This window comes from Faecalicatena orotica (assembly GCF_905197545.1).
In the GTDB taxonomy this organism is placed as follows: domain Bacteria; phylum Bacillota; class Clostridia; order Lachnospirales; family Lachnospiraceae; genus Faecalicatena_A; species Faecalicatena_A orotica.
In genome coordinates this window covers 296,523-313,076 of record NZ_CAJJZH010000007.1, presented here as the reverse complement: position 1 = coordinate 313,076, position 16,554 = coordinate 296,523, and the positions used below count along the sequence as shown (strand labels likewise).

15 protein-coding genes are annotated in these 16,554 nt (G+C 45.1%); 1 reads left to right on the top strand and 14 read right to left on the bottom strand.

The genetic code is table 11. From position 1 onward, the window contains the following. Window positions 1-13 precede the first annotated feature (13 nt). The 9 genes from trpS to ABIN22_RS16315 all read right to left on the bottom strand — a co-directional run bounded on the left by trpS (window position 14) and on the right by ABIN22_RS16315 (window position 8,903). A complete protein-coding gene (gene trpS / locus ABIN22_RS16355; protein WP_109732358.1) occupies window positions 14-1,099 on the bottom strand; it encodes a tryptophan--tRNA ligase in 1,086 nt (361 codons plus the stop codon). A gap of 237 nt (window positions 1,100-1,336) precedes the next feature. Then, window positions 1,337-2,017 carry a phosphatase PAP2 family protein gene (locus tag ABIN22_RS16350; protein ID WP_109732357.1) on the bottom strand — a complete coding sequence of 227 codons (681 nt, stop codon included), beginning with the start codon at window positions 2,015-2,017 and terminating at the stop codon, window positions 1,337-1,339. A gap of 119 nt (window positions 2,018-2,136) precedes the next feature. Continuing rightward, window positions 2,137-2,955, bottom strand: coding sequence for a glycerophosphodiester phosphodiesterase (locus ABIN22_RS16345; protein WP_346909973.1), 819 nt, complete (start codon window positions 2,953-2,955; stop codon window positions 2,137-2,139). Between the two features lie 15 nt (window positions 2,956-2,970). Beyond that, window positions 2,971-3,894 carry a diacylglycerol/lipid kinase family protein gene (locus ABIN22_RS16340; protein ID WP_330405397.1) on the bottom strand — a complete coding sequence of 308 codons (924 nt, stop codon included), beginning with the start codon at window positions 3,892-3,894 and terminating at the stop codon, window positions 2,971-2,973. A 27-nt stretch (window positions 3,895-3,921) separates the two neighbouring features. Further along, a complete protein-coding gene (locus ABIN22_RS16335; protein WP_109732301.1) occupies window positions 3,922-4,524 on the bottom strand; it encodes a TetR/AcrR family transcriptional regulator in 603 nt (200 codons plus the stop codon). Between the two features lie 216 nt (window positions 4,525-4,740). Further along, the gene (gene mutY, locus ABIN22_RS16330) at window positions 4,741-6,471 is read right to left on the bottom strand and encodes an A/G-specific adenine glycosylase (protein ID WP_346909972.1); all 1,731 of its coding nucleotides are present in this window, start codon (window positions 6,469-6,471) and stop codon (window positions 4,741-4,743) included. 212 nt (window positions 6,472-6,683) lie between these two features. Continuing rightward, window positions 6,684-7,430: an amino acid ABC transporter ATP-binding protein gene (locus tag ABIN22_RS16325; RefSeq protein WP_118620259.1), complete on the bottom strand. Its 747-nt coding sequence runs from the start codon at window positions 7,428-7,430 to the stop codon at window positions 6,684-6,686. Continuing rightward, a complete protein-coding gene (locus ABIN22_RS16320; RefSeq protein WP_118620258.1) occupies window positions 7,420-8,112 on the bottom strand; it encodes an amino acid ABC transporter permease in 693 nt (230 codons plus the stop codon). The genes ABIN22_RS16325 and ABIN22_RS16320 overlap by 11 nt, the downstream gene beginning before the upstream one ends. A 14-nt stretch (window positions 8,113-8,126) precedes the next feature. Continuing rightward, window positions 8,127-8,903, bottom strand: a complete 777-nt coding sequence (locus ABIN22_RS16315; RefSeq protein ID WP_118620257.1) for a transporter substrate-binding domain-containing protein — start codon at window positions 8,901-8,903, stop codon at window positions 8,127-8,129. Between the two features lie 264 nt (window positions 8,904-9,167). Between ABIN22_RS16315 and ABIN22_RS16310 the strand changes: the two genes are divergently transcribed. Further along, window positions 9,168-9,842: a DUF6198 family protein gene (locus ABIN22_RS16310; RefSeq protein WP_346909969.1), complete on the top strand. Its 675-nt coding sequence runs from the start codon at window positions 9,168-9,170 to the stop codon at window positions 9,840-9,842. Here ABIN22_RS16310 and ABIN22_RS16305 read toward each other — a convergent pair. The 5 genes from ABIN22_RS16305 to ABIN22_RS16285 all read right to left on the bottom strand — a co-directional run bounded on the left by ABIN22_RS16305 (window position 9,827) and on the right by ABIN22_RS16285 (window position 16,545). After that, window positions 9,827-10,705 (bottom strand): LysR family transcriptional regulator, encoded by an 879-nt coding sequence (locus tag ABIN22_RS16305; protein WP_346909967.1) that lies wholly within the window; start codon window positions 10,703-10,705, stop codon window positions 9,827-9,829. The two genes, ABIN22_RS16310 and ABIN22_RS16305, sit on opposite strands and share 16 nt — an antisense overlap. 78 nt (window positions 10,706-10,783) lie before the next feature. Continuing rightward, window positions 10,784-13,027 carry a glycoside hydrolase family 3 C-terminal domain-containing protein gene (locus tag ABIN22_RS16300; RefSeq protein ID WP_346909965.1) on the bottom strand — a complete coding sequence of 748 codons (2,244 nt, stop codon included), beginning with the start codon at window positions 13,025-13,027 and terminating at the stop codon, window positions 10,784-10,786. Window positions 13,028-13,061: 34 nt separating this feature from the next. Beyond that, on the bottom strand, window positions 13,062-15,287 hold the full coding sequence (locus ABIN22_RS16295; protein WP_346909963.1) for a glycosyl hydrolase: 2,226 nt from the start codon (window positions 15,285-15,287) through the stop codon (window positions 13,062-13,064). Then, the gene (locus tag ABIN22_RS16290) at window positions 15,284-15,943 is read right to left on the bottom strand and encodes a YesL family protein (RefSeq protein WP_346909961.1); all 660 of its coding nucleotides are present in this window, start codon (window positions 15,941-15,943) and stop codon (window positions 15,284-15,286) included. Before ABIN22_RS16290 ends, ABIN22_RS16295 begins: the two co-directional genes overlap by 4 nt. Then, window positions 15,940-16,545, bottom strand: a complete 606-nt coding sequence (locus tag ABIN22_RS16285) for a hypothetical protein (RefSeq protein WP_346909959.1) — start codon at window positions 16,543-16,545, stop codon at window positions 15,940-15,942. The genes ABIN22_RS16290 and ABIN22_RS16285 overlap by 4 nt, the downstream gene beginning before the upstream one ends. Between the last annotated feature and the right edge of the window lie 9 nt (window positions 16,546-16,554).

Sequence of the window (16,554 nt, the reverse complement as noted above, 5' to 3'; positions counted from 1 at the left end):
CCCCTTTTTAAGTCTATCCCCGGAACCTTTCTGCCTGCGCATTGATTAATTCCTGGTCCTCAAAATAATTAATTTTCATGGCTTCCTTTACATCTTTCAATGTCTGGGCCGCTACGCTCTCAGCTTTTTCGCTGCCCTTCTTCAGTATCTCATATACATACGGGATATCCTTCTGATATTCTTTTCTTCTCTTTCTGATCGGCTCTAATTCCGCCTGAAGAACGTTGTTCAGGAAACGCTTCACCTTCATATCACCGAGGCCGCCACGCTGATAGTGTGCCTTCAATTCATCCAGATTCGCATAATCAGGCAGGAATTCCTCAAAATATTCCGGTCTGCAGAATGCATCCAGATAGGTAAACACTGTATTCCCCTCCAGTTTTCCCGGATCCTCAATCTTAATATGGGTTGGATCCGTAAACATACTGAATACTTTCTGCTTAATCTCATCCGGCTCCTCTGAGAGATAGATGCAGTTGTTCAGTGACTTGCTCATCTTTGCTTTCCCGTCAGTCCCCGGAAGCCTTAAGCATGCCGTATTCTCCGGAAGCAGGATATCCGGCTCCACAAGAGTATCGCCATAAATCGAATTAAACTTTCTTACAATCTCCTTCGTCTGCTCCAGCATCGGCAGCTGATCCTCACCAACCGGCACGGTATTTGCCTTGAAAGCAGTGATATCTGCCGCCTGGCTGATCGGATATGTGAAGAATCCGACCGGGATGCTTGCTTCAAAATTCCTCATCTGAATCTCCGACTTCACCGTAGGGTTACGCTGCAGTCTGGATACAGTTACCAGATTCATATAGTAAAAAGACAACTCACAGAGCTCCGGAATCTGTGACTGGATAAACAATGTTGACTTCTCCGGATCCAGTCCGCATGCAAGGTAGTCCAGAGCCACCTCAATAATATTCTGGCGGACCTTTTCCGGATTATCCGCATTATCAGTCAGCGCCTGTGCATCAGCTATCATAATAAATATATCTTCAAACTCTCCTGTATTCTGCAGCTCCACTCTTCGTTTCAAAGAGCCCACATAATGCCCCACATGCAGTCTTCCAGTAGGTCTGTCACCTGTTAACATAATCTTTCCCATGATATATAATGTTCCTCCTAATCCATTTCTCGTAATCTGCTCACATTATACCACTAACCCCGCTTATTTGGCTACTACATAAACAGAAAAATGGGGCCAGGCAGTACAAAATGCGTTACTGTGCATGCCGTGCCGTGCACAGCAGCCAAAATGCTAAAAGAGCGGGAGGCTCCCGGGCGGGTGTCTCTCGCTCTCTTCAAACTTCACTGTTCTTTCAAACCGCCTGACGGATACAGCCTACTTCAGCCAAAAAGCCGTCTGGCGGGATAGTTTCGGTACTTTTTTCCCATGTGTCACATAGACAAACTGGTATAGCGTATATGCCATTAAAAATGCTGCCATGACATCTATTACAGAATGCTGTTTTAAAAACATAGTCGCAAGGATAATCAAACCCGCCAGAATATAGGCACTCCATGAAATAATCTTATGTCTGCGCAGCGCCTTGCTGTTGTAGATTGCGATACATGCGCCTATAGAGTTAAATACATGAAGGCTGGGCATAACATTTGTAGGTGTGTCAGCCCGGTAAAGCATTCTTACCATGTCTACAAATACATTGTCACGCGCAAAAAACATGGGTCTCAAGTGCAGTCCATTCGGCATAAGCGTTGATATAATCAAGAAAATCGTCATTCCCGTAAACATCAGCTTTGCCATCTTATAAAACCCTTCTACGTCGGTAAAGAAAAAGTAAAGGAATACGGCGGCAATAAATACAAACCATAATAAATACGGAACAATGAAATATTCTATAAATGGTATCTTATCGTCAATCACAGAATGAATTACGTGATAGTTACTTGTTACGTGCTTCTCCAGATACATGAACCAGGGCATATAAATCAAAATGTACATAAATACCCAGGCATGTTTATATTTTTTAATGAAGGCTGCCGCCTTGCTTTTCATGTTCATACCGAACGCTCCCTTTTTGCCGAATGCTTATACTGAATCCCTCTAACTTGCCCCGATTATAGCACGAATTTCTGTGGACAACAACACTGTTCATAAAACCTTAACAAAATCTTTTGAATTTACACACTCTGCCGGCCGTTTCCTTCGAAAATATACATATCAAACCGCCGCTCTGCTTCTTCCGCCTCCTGCGCCGTTTTCAGCGTCCACACCGCCACCGGCGAAAGAAACAGGTGCTGTATGAGCCACAGGCTCAGGTTATGGCTGTCTTGTAACTTGTATGAAATAAAGTCAGGTCTTGTGTAACAATTACTTAACAAATATTTTACGCAAAAACGAAGCAGATAATGCGGGCTCCTGTCACTTTTCACCAAATTTGAAGAAAGCTGCCCTCTAAGGACCTTCGGACGGTGTTTCTTATACCAGTGGATTACAAGGGAATTAAAGGACTGGATCAGGAAGGCTCCTTTGTAATCCGCCAGTTCCTCCGACAGTCTGGCACAGATCTTTGTGTCCTGTGTTGGAAGCTTTACTTCGATCAAAAGCGGAACTCTGCCGTCTACATATTTCAAAACGCTCGAAAAAAGCGGAATCCGTTCCGAAGTCCCGCTCAGGTAACAGCTTTTCAGTTCTTCGTAGGTCATGTCTTCCACTTTTCCTGGTCTTTTACATACCCGCTTCAGTGTGTCATCGTGGAAGACAACTAATTTTTCGTCTCTGGTCAGGTGCACGTCCAGTTCAATCCCAAACCCTTCCTTTACCGCCATCCGGAATGCCTTCATAGAATTTTCAGGTATTCCTTTTTCAATGCAGTGAAGCCCTCTGTGGGCCCAGTGTGTTCCCAGAAAAGGCTTCATCCGTCCGCGCTGTGTCATCCGCGGTGCTATCATAAATAAGTATAAATATACGATCACAACTGCTGTAATAATTCCAGCCATAATGCGTTCCTTCTTTCAGGCTGATATAACTCTGATCTGTTCTTTTAAAAGTTCAGCCTTGATTTCTTTCCTTAAAAATACAGGCTCACCATCCGTGTGGACTGGCAGCGCACGTTCCATCTTCACGCACACCTTTTTGCACTGCATGACAGATATTCCCGGGAAATGCACATGCCACCCTTTATATGCGGTGGGAAGCAGCAGGAGTACGGCCAGTTTCGGCAGGTTGGATATGATGATCACGTCCAGCTGCCTGTCGCTGCTTCTGGCATCCGGGCAAAAATAAAATCCCCCGCCTTCATAAGGATTATTCATAGCAGCAATAAAATATACCTTCTTATACTGCTTCGTCACACCATCATCCAGCGTCACTTCCGCTTTCACCGGCTTGTCATGGAACAGACGGTTTAACGCAATTCCCACATAGGTCAGCTTTCCAAGCTTCAGTCGGTTCAGCAGCACCTTCAGCTTAGAAACGGCTGCCTGGTGGCAGATTGCCGCATCGAAGCCAATACCCGTGCTCACAGCAAATCTGCGCTCTTTTCCGGCGCGTGTCAGAAGACCTACGTCCATCTTCTTTATTTCCCCGGGATTCAGTATCACTTCCAACGCCTTCAGCGGGTCCTTCGGAAGCTTCATCCCCCTCGCAAAATCATTGCTTGATCCAGTTGGGATATAACCAAGGGTCACCTTGCTGATATCGCAGATTCCGTTAATTACCTCATTAACCGTGCCATCCCCGCCGAGCACTGCCAGTATATGTTCCTCACGGTCAGCCGTAAGCTCTCTGACCAGTTTCATGGCATGCCCCGGATAATCCGTGCGCAGGCATTCATATTCTACCTGTCTTTTTATCAGTTCAGGCTCTATGGTTTCCCATATCATGCCGCCCATGCCGGAACGTGAATTTGGATTCAATATAAATGTATATTTCATCATCTGTACCCCTTTGCAGTTATCCTTTCATTAAGAAACCGTGCTGTCCAGATACTTCCCTAGAGAACGGCGCATATTTCCCTCAAAATCAGCCTCACCGTTCCTCAGGCACCATTCAAATACATTGCCAATTACAATCATGCGGATATCCGTAGTAAACTCCTCAATGCGCACGTTTATCTGAATGATCCCTTCCCGTATTGCTTTCTCTACATATGTCTGCACCGTAACTATCGGATATGGCCGCTCCGTGCGGATTGCAGGGTTGAGGGCCTGGTTCTTCGTGTCATAATAGCCGGATATGAATTCCACCCCCAGCTCCCTGCAATACTCCACATAGTTCAGATATACATGAATAATAGCAATCTTAGCCTCATCTGCATTCTTCGGCAGATCAAGCAGGTCCGGGTTGATATTCGGCTGATCCTCTATATAATAGGAAAGCAGGTCATCTTTTGTCTTAAAGTGATGGTAAAAACTACCGTTAGAAACACCTGCCTCTTCACAAATGTTCTTTATAGAAAGCTCCTCATATCCGTTCTTCTGCAGAATACGTTTGGCCGCCCTGAAGATACGTTCCTTCGTCTCTTTAGACTTCTGCTGCTGTCTGGATAACTCCGTTTTATCGCCCATAGCTGTACACTCCTTTTATGTTGTGCCATACAGTCTTAACCGTTCCTCATAATACCTGTCAGGATATTACAGCAATTGTACCATAAATACTAAACTCGTGAAATACCTCGTTAAGTATTTAGGTGTATGTCTTACTAGGCTCGAAAATACCTCGCCAAGTACGAGCATTATACCATAAATCAATACGGGTTTCAAGAAAACAGAGCGGACTCTAAATTAAAGTACATATCTCCTGTATGCCTCAAAGGCCGACGGAATGGAGTATTTTTCTTCAATTTCGTCTTTCCGGGCAAATATCATTTCTTCACTGCAGTTTTTTTCCAATTCATCCACCTTAATCTCATATCCGATCATATGCCACTCTACATGGCTGAATATATGCTTGGCACTCTCTGCCTTTTTAATCTGGATCGGGGCAAGTCCGATGGAATTACTATATTCTATGACCTGTTTTCTCGTAAGATGTCCCTCCACATTGGGAAGTTCATATAATCCCGCAAGAAGCCCCTTTCCGGGACGCTTCTTAATGGCGAGTGTATCCCCGTCTTTCAGAATCAGGACTGTTCTCTTCTCAATCCTCCTGGCCTTTGCCTTTGTCCTTACAGGCAGTTCTGTCTCAATCCCTTGCTCATGGGCCTGACAGAGATGTGAAAGAGGACACTGTTCACACTTAGGCTCTCCGTTTGGCACACATACGATGGCCCCCAGTTCGATCAGTCCCTGATTAAAGTCTCCCGGTGCGTCTGGTGGAATCACTTCTTCCAGCTCTTCCTCTATACCAGTCTTCACACTCGCTTTCATAATGTCATCTTCCCTTGCAAGAAGACGCGATACGACCCGCAGCACGTTTCCGTCAACAGCCGGCTTCGGCACTCCATAGGCAAAAGAGCTGATGGCACCTGCCGTGTAGCTTCCAATGCCCGCAAGCGACCGGATCTCCTCATAACTTTCAGGGAATTCCCCGTGAAAATCTGCCATAATCTGCTGGGCCGCTTTCTGCATGTTCCTGACACGGTTATAATAACCAAGCCCTTCCCACAGCTTAAGGAGCTTATCTTCATGAACCTCAGCCAGCTCTTTCACTGTCGGCAGCTCTTTTAAAAACCTCTCAAAATACGGCTTCACCGCCTCCACACGGGTCTGCTGGAGCATAATTTCAGAAACCCATACACGGTATGCACTTATATCATGCCGCCACGGGAGGTCGCGCTTACTGCTTCTGTACCATTCCACCAGCGGGAGTGCAGCCTCTTTTAAGAGCGGATTCCCCAGCACAACAGGCACTGGTTGATCCAGTTCGATGCTCTCCGGGGTCACTATACTGTCATAGGCAAGCACTTTGACACCAGAAGCCCTTGCTTTCTTCAAAGCCTCCCCGAAAGCGGGATGCGTATCCATATTCGGGGTAAAATAGCGGATCGGCTTCATCTGGATCACAAATATAATATAAGCCTCATACCCTTCTTTTACAGCAAGACACAATTCCTCAACATGTTTGACCGCCCGCTCACTCGGGGCATCCGGGAAACGTGCCACACCGTCTTCTTCCAGCGTTACTCCCTTTACCTCGATAAAGATTTTTCTTTCCCCGGATTCCACATACAGGTCAAATCTGGAATTGCCGTATGTTGTCTCCGGCCTTACATATGGCTTCTCACCGAAGAGATTCCCTTTTTCTATGTATTCCTGAACGACCCGGTTCGGAATCTGGGAATCCATATTCACAAGAATATCTCCTTTTTCTACGGCAATCAGGTCCCACTGCGTCTTCCGCTCAGGGTTATCACTCTTCTGTACATAAACAGGTGCCAAAGGCTTCAGAAGTTCTGCGCATCGCCCAGTGTTCTTAACATGGATCGTTTCCTTCTTTCCGCCAATCTCCGCATATGCAATAAACCGGTTCGGGCGTTCCAGAAATACAGCCTTATCTATTCTTTCATATCTCATATATCCTATCTTAGTCCTTTTCCTATCATTTATCTGTTATGAAATAAGTTTAGCACGGAACACATGTTTTGTAAAAAGAATTTCCCTTTTCTCAGAAATTCCCTTCCCTCAAAAATCCCCTTTCATCTGCAAAAACCCCGGAGCATATCAATCGCTCCGGGGTTCTCCCTCTGGCCGGCAGTGAATGCCGTACTGAATCTTATATTTTAATTTTACAATATCTTGGAGAGGAAATCTTTTAACCGCGGTTCCTTCGGATTCTCAAAGAATTCTTTGGGCGCCCCCTGTTCCTTTATCTTTCCTTCGTCCATGAAAATGACCCTTGTCGCCACTTCTTTTGCGAATCCCATCTCATGTGTCACAACAACCATCGTCATGCCGTCATTCGCAAGTTTTTTCATCAACTCCAGTACTTCCCCTACCATCTCAGGATCCAGTGCTGACGTCGGTTCATCGAACAGCATTACATCCGGGTCCATTGCAAGGGAGCGTATGATTGCGATACGCTGCTTCTGTCCGCCGGAAAGCTGGGACGGATAAGCGTTTGCCTTCTCTTCCAGCCCGACCAGTTTCAAAAGCTCCATTGCGCGTGCCTCGGCCTCTTCTTTACTCTTTTTCAAGAGCTTGACGGGCGCTAACGTAATGTTCTGAAGGATCGTCTTATGAGGAAACAGATTAAAATGCTGGAATACCATCCCCATCTTCTGGCGGTGTCGGTCTATGTCTGTCTCTTTACTCGTAATATCCACGCCTTCAAAATAAACCTGCCCTGTCGTCGGTACTTCCAACAGATTCAGGGAACGCAGGAACGTAGACTTACCGGAGCCTGACGGCCCTACGATAACAACAACCTCGCCCTTTAAGATTTCTTCTGACACCCCGTCCAATGCGTGAAGCCTGTTGTGATAAACCTTATGAAGGTCTTTTACTTTTATTAATACATCTCCATTAGTGGTCACTGCTTCTTAACCTCCTCTCCAGCATATTTACAAGCTTTGTAAATATCATTACCATGATGAGGTAAATGAAGGCTACGGCCAGCAGCGGGAACAATGCGTCATATGTACGGCTTCGTATGATGTCGCCGCCCTTTGTCAGATCCTGGAGCGCTATGTACCCGGAAACAGATGTCTCCTTTAACAGTACGATAAATTCGTTGCCGAGCGCCGGCAGTACATTCTTGAAAGCCTGCGGCATAATGATATAGATCATCGTCTGTACATAATTGAACCCGAGACTCCGTCCTGCCTCAAACTGCCCGTTGTCAATCGACATGATTCCGGAACGGAAAATCTCAGAAACATAAGCACCTGAATTCAATCCAAACGCCATGATTGCAACTATTACTTTATCCACATCTGTGCTTGCAAAAATAACAAAGTAAATAATCAGCAGCTGCACAACAACCGGGGTCCCCCGGATCACGGTCAGATAGATCTTGCAGATAACATTCAGTATTTTTAATTTTCCGGTCTTATCATATGTAGAACGTACAATCGCTACCAGAAAACCAATGACGATACCTATAATAACTGCGAAGAAGGTTACCTCGAGTGTAACTCCCAGTCCTTCCGCTATATATTTCCAGCGGTTATCTTCTATAAAATTTTGATAAAACTTATCCTGGAATGTCTGCAACATAATGGGTGCCTCTTTTACTCGCCGTCAGCGCTGATATATTTTGCTACGATTTCATCCAGCTTTCCGGAATCCTTTAATGTAGCAAGTGCATTGTTGATGTTCTCTTTCAGTTCGTCATTTCCTTTTTTCACTGCAATTGCATACTCTTCTTCTGTAAAAGCTTCGTCCAGAATCTTTAATCCTTCTGCATCTTTTACAAATTCTTTCGCCGGCTCACCGTCGATCACAACTGCGTCAATCTTGCCCTGCTGTACAGCCTGGACAGCCTCGAATCCCTTGTTGTAACGCTCTACTTCTGCGTCTTCGATATCATCTGCATAAAGGTCGCCCGTTGTTCCAAGCTGAACACCGATCTTCTTGCCTGCCAGATCATCCGGCCCTGTGATAGCGCTGTCTTCTTTTACAATAATAACCTGTGTTGCGGTTGCATATGTATCCGTAAAATCAACATTTTCCAGACGGTCTTCTGTTACAGTCATACCTGCTGCCCCGATATCCGCTTTACCGCTGTTAACGGCCGTGATAATGGAATCAAATGCCATATCCTCAATCTTCAGTTCCATTCCCAACTCCTCTGCAACTGCCGCAGCGATATCTGCATCGATTCCGACTACTTCATCTCCCTCGTGAAATTCATACGGCGGGAATTCTGCGTTTGTTGCCATAATCAGAGTCTCTTTCTTTGCAGAATCTCCTGAATCGGATGTATCTGCTTCCTTCTTTGAACCGCAGGCGGTCATAGATAATACACATGCTGTCACTAATAATAAACTTAAAACTTTCTTCTTCATCTTTTCATTCCTCCAAATTTCTCTTGATATGCATAATAATGCACATTATCTCTATATTTTATCATGTTTTTTCCAAAAAACAAGACGTAGCCTTATTTTTCCATTAATATTCTGCAAAACTGTTGAACTACGGCAAAAGTTTATCATTCTTAATTCGAATAGAACCATTCCTATTAATCATTGGATTTCTCCTCAGTCTTTCCTTATACTTAAACTGTCATGACAAACCAGTTAAAAAGCAAACGAAAAAGGAGAGTTATGTTTATGAAACCATCTGTCAGCCCGGCTGCCCGGACTCTGCATGTCCGCAAGGTCACGGCACTTTTATTTATTATTATTGTATATAGTTTTTCTATCGCTTTAATGAGTAAAAGCGGCTTTGGAATGTCTTCCATCGCCGCTGTACCTTTTCTATTGAGCAAAACCTTTCCAATTTTCCGGTTTGGGACATGGAATTTTCTTATTCAGGCCTTATTGATTTTATCGCTAACGCTTCTCGGTCGAAAGTGGAAATCAGAATACTTTTTTTCCTTTATTCTGGCCTTTGCCTTCAGCAAGATGATTGACGTACATGAACTTTGGCTCAATCTGCTGCCGGACACATATTTCATAAGGATCCTCTGTTTTATTGCAGGATTCTTTATCATGGCCCTCGGTATCTTTGTTTCGAACAACAGCCATCTGCCTATTATGCCAACTGATCTTTTTCCCAGAGACATCTCCGTCATGTTTACACTTTCTTACGCCGGAGTAAAGACCTTTTATGATATCACATTTCTGGCTGCTGCACTGTTCCTTTCCCTCGGATGTCTTCACCAGCTTCTGGGAATCGGTATCGGAACTGTAGTCTGTGCCCTATTCACGGGAAAGACTGTTGACATCATCCAGACCGCCCTTTCAAAAAGAATCCTGTTCAGCGGCACTTACAAAGCCGCCTGATCCCTGCAATACTGAAAGAAGCTTTGTTCAAGAGCTGTACAAAAATTCTCCTTTCTGCGGATCATATAAAATATATTTTCCCAGGAGGGGGATGTAATCGGAACGGTCACAAGGTCCGGGCGGTATACCGACGGAAGCCTCGGCATAACCGCAAGTCCAAACCCGCAGGAAGCCATCCCGGTTATTACCTCATCTCTGTCAACCCTGTACGCAGCTTCCGGTATTCCTCCTGCCAGGGCAAAGAACTCTTTCAGAACCGGATAAAGTGCGCTGGAATCTGAAAATTGAATCTGCGGATAAGAAAACGTCTCTTTCAATGTAATACCGTTTCTCTTTGCCAAAGGGTGTCCCGGATCCATAACAGCCACCATGTCCTGACGCTGAAAAGGTACTGCCTCTATATCATTTTTCCAGTCACTTCGGGAGCAATAACCAATGTCATATTTTCCGTCTCTGACCCCCTCTATAATCTTCTGTGTCGCTTCTGTATAAAACTGAAATTCCCCCGGGAAGTCTTCTTCTTTCCTGAAATCCCGTACCAGTTCCGGAATCGTCCCGCCCATCAGGTTAATCACACCGGCCAGCCTTAATGTCCCCCCGCCACTTTGTATACGAAAAAAAAGATTTTCACAGCGGTCTGCCAGATTAATAATCTTATCCCCCTCCTGCCTCAGTATTTCCCCGTATTGTGTCAGTTTAATGTTACGTCCGGTCTTCAAAAATAATCTGACACCCAGTTCTGTCTCTAATGCAGTAACTGCATGACTGAGTCCTGGCTGGGAAATACACAGTTCTTCGGCCGCCCTGCCGTAGTGCTCATACTTTGAAAGCACAAGAAAATAACGTAAATGTTCCAGATTCATAATACCTCCGATCCTGTTCAAAGGGGTCAGTCCCTTTTGAAAAAGGACCAACCCCGTACAATCCGAATCTGCACAATTCTACAGCAATTGATTCAATTCTTTTACATATTCTTCTATTTTCCGGTTATCGCCCCCGCCAAAACTTCGCAGAGAATATATTGTCCAATTCCTCATCAGATTTTCTGCCGTTTTGCCGGAATGTCCTGCCTTTAAATTCTCTGCAAACGGACAGTTGGGAATAATCACCCGTCTCACATAATCTTCTGTTCTGCTGTCGTCAAGTAATTGTCCGATAGTCGTAGTTTTATCCACTGTCAGCTCCGGCTGCTTCGTACTGGCTATATGTACCGTCTGTGTCATCTCGATCTGTCTGGACGACTTCCCTATCATAACTACATAGCTGCCGTCCGCAGCATACCAGTCTTTCATCCCTGTGTGGTACCACGCGAAGGAACGCTTATTGAGCTTCATTACCACAGTCTTAGTCTCTCCCGGTTCCAGATATACCGCTGCAAAGCCTTTCAGTTCCTTATCTGGACGACAGGTTTCATTTGTCAGGTCTCTTACATAGAGCTGAACAATTTCTTTCCCTGCATATTCTCCTGTATTGCTGATATCCACACTTACCGTCATCTCTTCTGTATCCCGCATGTTTAGAGGTGTGACTCTTAGGTTGGAATATTTAAATTCCGTATAGCTCAGGCCATGACCGAATGGAAATTGTACATCCATTTCTTTCGTATCATAATAGCGATAGCCAATAAATATTCCCTCCCGGTAATCCGCCCTGCGGTTTCGCCCCGGGTAGCAGGGCCATGTAGGATTATCCTGAAGCCGGACCGGAAAAGTCTCTGCCAGCCTGCCTGACGGATTGGTTTCACCAAACAGAATTGAAAGTACCGCTTCCGCAACACCCTCACCTCCCAGATATGCCTCTACAATTGCCTTTACATTACCGGCCCACGGCATTTCCACAGGGGAACCATTTTGGAGTACAACGACTACGTTTTGATTTACTTCACATAGCTGTTCAATCAATCGGTCCTGACACTGCGGAAGACGCATATGTGTCCTGTCATAGCCCTCTGACTCAAAGCTGTCCGGAAGTCCTGCAAATACAATAACCATTTCAGATTCTTTTGCTTTTTTTATTGCTTCCCCTGCACTATCTTTATTCCAATAATCACAGTCATAGGGAAAACCTTCCACATATTCCACGTCAGCATAAATTTCTGCCGCCTCCAGAAAAGAAGGCACCTTCCATGCATTGATATTAGAACTCCCCCCGCCCTGATAGCGCGGATGCGCTGCAAAGCCTCCTACAAACAGTATCTTTTCCTGATTCTTCTTCAGGGGCAGTACCTGTTCATTTTTTAAAAGCACGATGCATTGCTCTGCAATCCGGACGGCAAGTTCATGATCCTTCTTTTTGTCAAATAATTCTTCCCTTTTATTCTCGGTATATTGGAAAATAATATTCAAAATCCGTTCAACGTTATCGTTCAGTATCTCCTCATCCAATGTCTTGTCCTGAACTGCTTTTATAACAGCCTCTTCATTAATACCGCCATTTCCCGGCATCTCCAGATCCATCCCGGCCGCTGCCCCTCTGACCCTGTCGCATACAGCTCCCCAGTCAGATACAACGAATCCTTCGAATCCCCACTCCTGCTTTAAAATATCTCTGAGAAGGTATTCATCTTCAGAGACCTGTACCCCGTTCACCTGATTGTAGGAACACATCACAGTCCACGGACAGGCTTTCCTGACAGCTATTTCGAATGCCGGCAGATAAATTTCCCGCAGAGTCCTTTCATCAATCTCCGACGAACTGACACGCCGTTCAAATTCCTGATTATTTGCAGCGAAATGTTTCAGCGAAGTACCGATATTCTGCGACTGTATCCCTTTAATATATGCCGCTGCCAGCTCACCTGCCAGATAAGGGTCCTCGGAAAAATATTCGAAATTACGTCCGCACAAAGGGGATCGTTTCATATTCACGCCCGGTCCCAGCAGTATCGCAACATCTTCTGCCTGACATTCTTTACCCAGCGCCTCCCCCATCTCCCGAAGCAGGTTTCTGTCAAAGGAACATCCCGTTGCACAGGCTGCCGGAAAGCAGACTGCCTCTATACTCTTCTTCAGGCCCAGATGGTCACCGTCTTCTTCCTGTTTCCGTAGTCCGTGAGGTCCGTCACTAACCATAATGGATGGAATCCCAAGCCTTTCTACAGGCATTGTATGCCAGAAATCTGAACCGGCACACATTGCAGCCTTTTCTTTTAAAGTCATCTTTTTTATAAGTTCTTTCACATTCATAGCACCGCTCCTGTTCCGTACTATTACAGTCTTCTTAACCTACCAGAAATACGCCGTAATTACAGGGCAGTGTAAGTCTGACTGTATAATATCCTCCAACATGCTCTGTCACTTCTGCCTTTTTAACCTCTCCGGTAAATGTATCCCATATCTCCGGAATTTCCTCTGCCTCAAGTTTTACCAATATCGTTTCCTCTGCCTCTCCATAGTTCACGAACAGGGTGTTTCTTTTTCCATCCTTCACATACCGTGTAAACTGTACTCCTGTGATATTCTCGCCATTGTGGAGATAGGGGTCTATCATATAATCCGGATAGTGGGGATGACTGTTTACTGTTTTCCCCGTTCCTTCCACGATTGTTACAGGAGCCGGTATATTTGCACGTATGTACGCGTACAATCTTTCTTTTTCTTCAACAGGGAGAATCACCAGATTTCCCGTCTTTTTTATCGCTTGGAAGATTCCTGCAAGTTCTTTATCCTTTTCCCTCGGCATCGCATATACAGGGATTTCATCCAACGCTATCAGTTTTCCGCCCTGCTGTGTAAATTCAAGACATAGCCTGGCAGCTTCTACAGGAAGCACACGGCACATCGGCAGGATTAAGACTGAGAATTCCTGCCCTGTCCTGCGGTTTCTTATTTTCCCGCCAGAAGCTTTAAAATTATTGCAGGCATCTTTATGCATAAGCTCATAATCCAGATTTTCCGACATTAGTCCATTCATCAGAACCTGCATCTCTTTATCTATTTTGGCAGCCTGTCCGTTCCCCAGAAATCCCCCTTCTGCAAAACCATGTGTATAATTCAGATCCGGTTCGTAATTCAGCCACACACTTTCTATCGGATGGTAGACGAGTATGTCCATCTCATTCATTCCTCCCGTCAGGGCATAATGCAGACGGCGCACCATTGCATTTCCTTCCTTCATTCTGGGCCATCCCTGCCACTGGAAAAACTGTGACGGCGGCCAGTCATTTTTCCGTTCCCCTCTGTCTGAATAGAAAAAACCATGATTAATGATTACTTGCATGCCCTGCTGATATAGCCAGGATATCATCCGAATGTATTCCTCAAAAGTGAAATCCCAGCCGCACCCGGCAAATACTTCCACCGCTGTCATTTCATGTCCGTAGGAATGTGCCCCCGATGCAGTATATTTAATATTCAGGCTGCCGATTCCCTTGCCCAGATGATCAGCTCCCGGAATATCCAGATATTTATTCTGCCGCAGATAATCCCCGCTGTAACGGATATGGCCGTATAAAGTCTCCTCACCAAGAAGGTGGGCGAAAAGCTTTGTATCATGTTTCTCACACCATCTGTGTATTTCTCCGAAATAATTCTCCTGAAACAAGTACGCAAGGACATCGAAATAATCACACTTCGTACGTCCAGCTTTTTCCCCGGGCAGCACCAGATCTACGAGGTGCGGCATCAGGTCATACCCTTTTCTCTGCCGAAACACATCCGGCAGGTCACGGCTCCACGCCAGCGGATTACACATTCTTGTCTCATCATTAAAGAAGCACTTTATCGTACTGCCGAAGTATGACGAAAACCTTTCATAATATTTCTCGTAAGTGGAACTTAAGAATGCCCCTGTTGCAGAAGCATCCAGATAATTCACCTGATTCGATCCCCCATACTCATATGCATCGACACGAACCTTTGCTATATATGCAAGAGCATCCCTGTCAGATACAAACTCAAGTTCCGGCCCGAATATCAGATATTTGAAATAGTTAGTAATATCGTATTGCTCCCGGGTTTCCGCATCCAGAATAAAGATATTAAATGCACAGCCTGATTTATCCGTGTCTTCTTTTAACTTTCCCAGAGGCTTTCCCCTCAGATCTTTCAGCTGTGCCCGAAATGGAGTTCCCGCCGGTATTTTCTCACGTGTAAAAGACAAATACTGCTCCCGGTTCCTCTCATCCTGTGTAATCGTCTTATTACAGGTTCCGGCCGGCCAGTCGATCTCATCATACATCCAGACTGGTTCTTTATGCTCCCTTTTATATTCCAGAACAGTTTTAATATGGTCGAACCACTCCTCGTCCAGATAGCCGCCAATATACCCTTCCCCGCCATTCGTCCTCGCATGGGGGATTGTAGAAGCCACCCCGTTCTCCGTCTGCATCTCGAGCTGTCTGATCAGTTCTTTTTCATCCAGCCTGTCATTCCAGAACCACAGCGGAGACTGTGCACCATCCAGGCTCTTTTCCTTCTGTGGGTCCTTCCAGATTTCTTTCTTCATAATAAAATTTCCTCTTCTTTTATAAATTTCTTAGAGACTTCTCGTTCCTCTCTGGCATATTTCTGAAAAACAGAGCGGTAATACATACTTGCTAAAAAAACCGGACCGGATATACCAGCCAATACAAGTACAGATATGAATCTGTAAGAAATACACAGGCACGCCGCCGGAATACTGAAAATAAGTATCATCATCAGAGAACGTACCGGATGGACCATACAAAACAAAAATGCATTTTTCACAGTATTTTTTAACGTATTCTCATAACGTGCCAGTACCGGAAATAAATAAGATACCACCATAAGAACAAGGACCAGCAGAAAGATCAGGCCGCCCCTGTATACTTCCAGTCCGGCCGATGCCGTCCCCTTCAAAAGATAAATGTCACCTGTCAGAATTGCAATGACTGCCGCTGCTCCCAGCCAGAGTACGGTGGCCTGACAAAAATTCTCTTTAAAAGCCCTCATATACCCGGCAGCCACGTGTCCCTCCTCATTCTTCACCATACAAAGTGTCACAGAATACAGCGCAGTAATCGCGGCCCCCGCGGTTACAACCGGCAGGCAACAGATAATTGTAAGCAGATTTAAAATAATCAGATCTCCTGTCCTGTTTAATGTTCTCGCTAAAAAACCATCTGGTGCAAATATCTTCACTTCTTATTCCCTCCATCTAAGTATTCCAAAAACTTTACAGCATTTTCTACATGGCCCGAATTATATACAATGCCAAATATACATGGGTTTTCCTCATATCCGCCCGTCTGTCTGATCCAGTCAAACTCATTTCCTCTGATCCCTACCGGAACATCCTTTTCATAGACAAATGATTCCCTGTATCTCTCTATTTGTTTTTCGCTCAAACAACTGCGCAAATCCAGAAATGCATCTGTTCCCGCATAGGTCTTAAAGGTTTCTTCCGTCATCATACATGCATCAAGCTCTTCTGTCCCGATTTCTGTATAGAATTTTGCCAGACTCGTCATCGTATAATTACCGGCAGAAGAGTCTGCAAGCAAAAAGGAAGCATCAATCGTAACAGAAGCTCTGGATGTATCAATCCCTGCAAATTCTGCAAACTCCGCTGCAGCGGTGTCCTGCCCGCTGCCGGCATGGGCATCAAACATGTATGCCGTGAATGCAGATTCTTTCTCTGTCGCAGCAGCATAGATGAAATGCCCTGCTATGACTGACACTGCCAGAATAATAAGGAATGGGGATTTATAATAAGTCCAGAAGTACTCCAGTTTTTTCTTCATGCTTCCTCC

What these genes read in the sequence shown, in the direction of transcription:
- ABIN22_RS16335 (WP_109732301.1), bottom strand. Translation starts at nt 4,524, where the DNA reads ATGGGCGATAAAACGGAGTTATCCAGACAGCAGCAGAAGTCTAAAGAG.
- mutY (WP_346909972.1), bottom strand. Translation starts at nt 6,471, where the DNA reads ATGAGATATGAAAGAATAGATAAGGCTGTATTTCTGGAACGCCCGAAC.
- ABIN22_RS16305 (WP_346909967.1), bottom strand. Translation starts at nt 10,705, where the DNA reads ATGAATCTGGAACATTTACGTTATTTTCTTGTGCTTTCAAAGTATGAG.
- ABIN22_RS16350 (WP_109732357.1), bottom strand. Translation starts at nt 2,017, where the DNA reads ATGAACATGAAAAGCAAGGCGGCAGCCTTCATTAAAAAATATAAACAT.
- ABIN22_RS16295 (WP_346909963.1), bottom strand. Translation starts at nt 15,287, where the DNA reads ATGAAGAAAGAAATCTGGAAGGACCCACAGAAGGAAAAGAGCCTGGAT.
- ABIN22_RS16285 (WP_346909959.1), bottom strand. Translation starts at nt 16,545, where the DNA reads ATGAAGAAAAAACTGGAGTACTTCTGGACTTATTATAAATCCCCATTC.
- ABIN22_RS16315 (WP_118620257.1), bottom strand. Translation starts at nt 8,903, where the DNA reads ATGAAGAAGAAAGTTTTAAGTTTATTATTAGTGACAGCATGTGTATTA.
- ABIN22_RS16310 (WP_346909969.1), top strand. Translation starts at nt 9,168, where the DNA reads ATGAAACCATCTGTCAGCCCGGCTGCCCGGACTCTGCATGTCCGCAAG.
- trpS (WP_109732358.1), bottom strand. Translation starts at nt 1,099, where the DNA reads ATGGGAAAGATTATGTTAACAGGTGACAGACCTACTGGAAGACTGCAT.
- ABIN22_RS16340 (WP_330405397.1), bottom strand. Translation starts at nt 3,894, where the DNA reads ATGATGAAATATACATTTATATTGAATCCAAATTCACGTTCCGGCATG.
- ABIN22_RS16345 (WP_346909973.1), bottom strand. Translation starts at nt 2,955, where the DNA reads ATGGCTGGAATTATTACAGCAGTTGTGATCGTATATTTATACTTATTT.
- ABIN22_RS16320 (WP_118620258.1), bottom strand. Translation starts at nt 8,112, where the DNA reads ATGTTGCAGACATTCCAGGATAAGTTTTATCAAAATTTTATAGAAGAT.
- ABIN22_RS16300 (WP_346909965.1), bottom strand. Translation starts at nt 13,027, where the DNA reads ATGAATGTGAAAGAACTTATAAAAAAGATGACTTTAAAAGAAAAGGCT.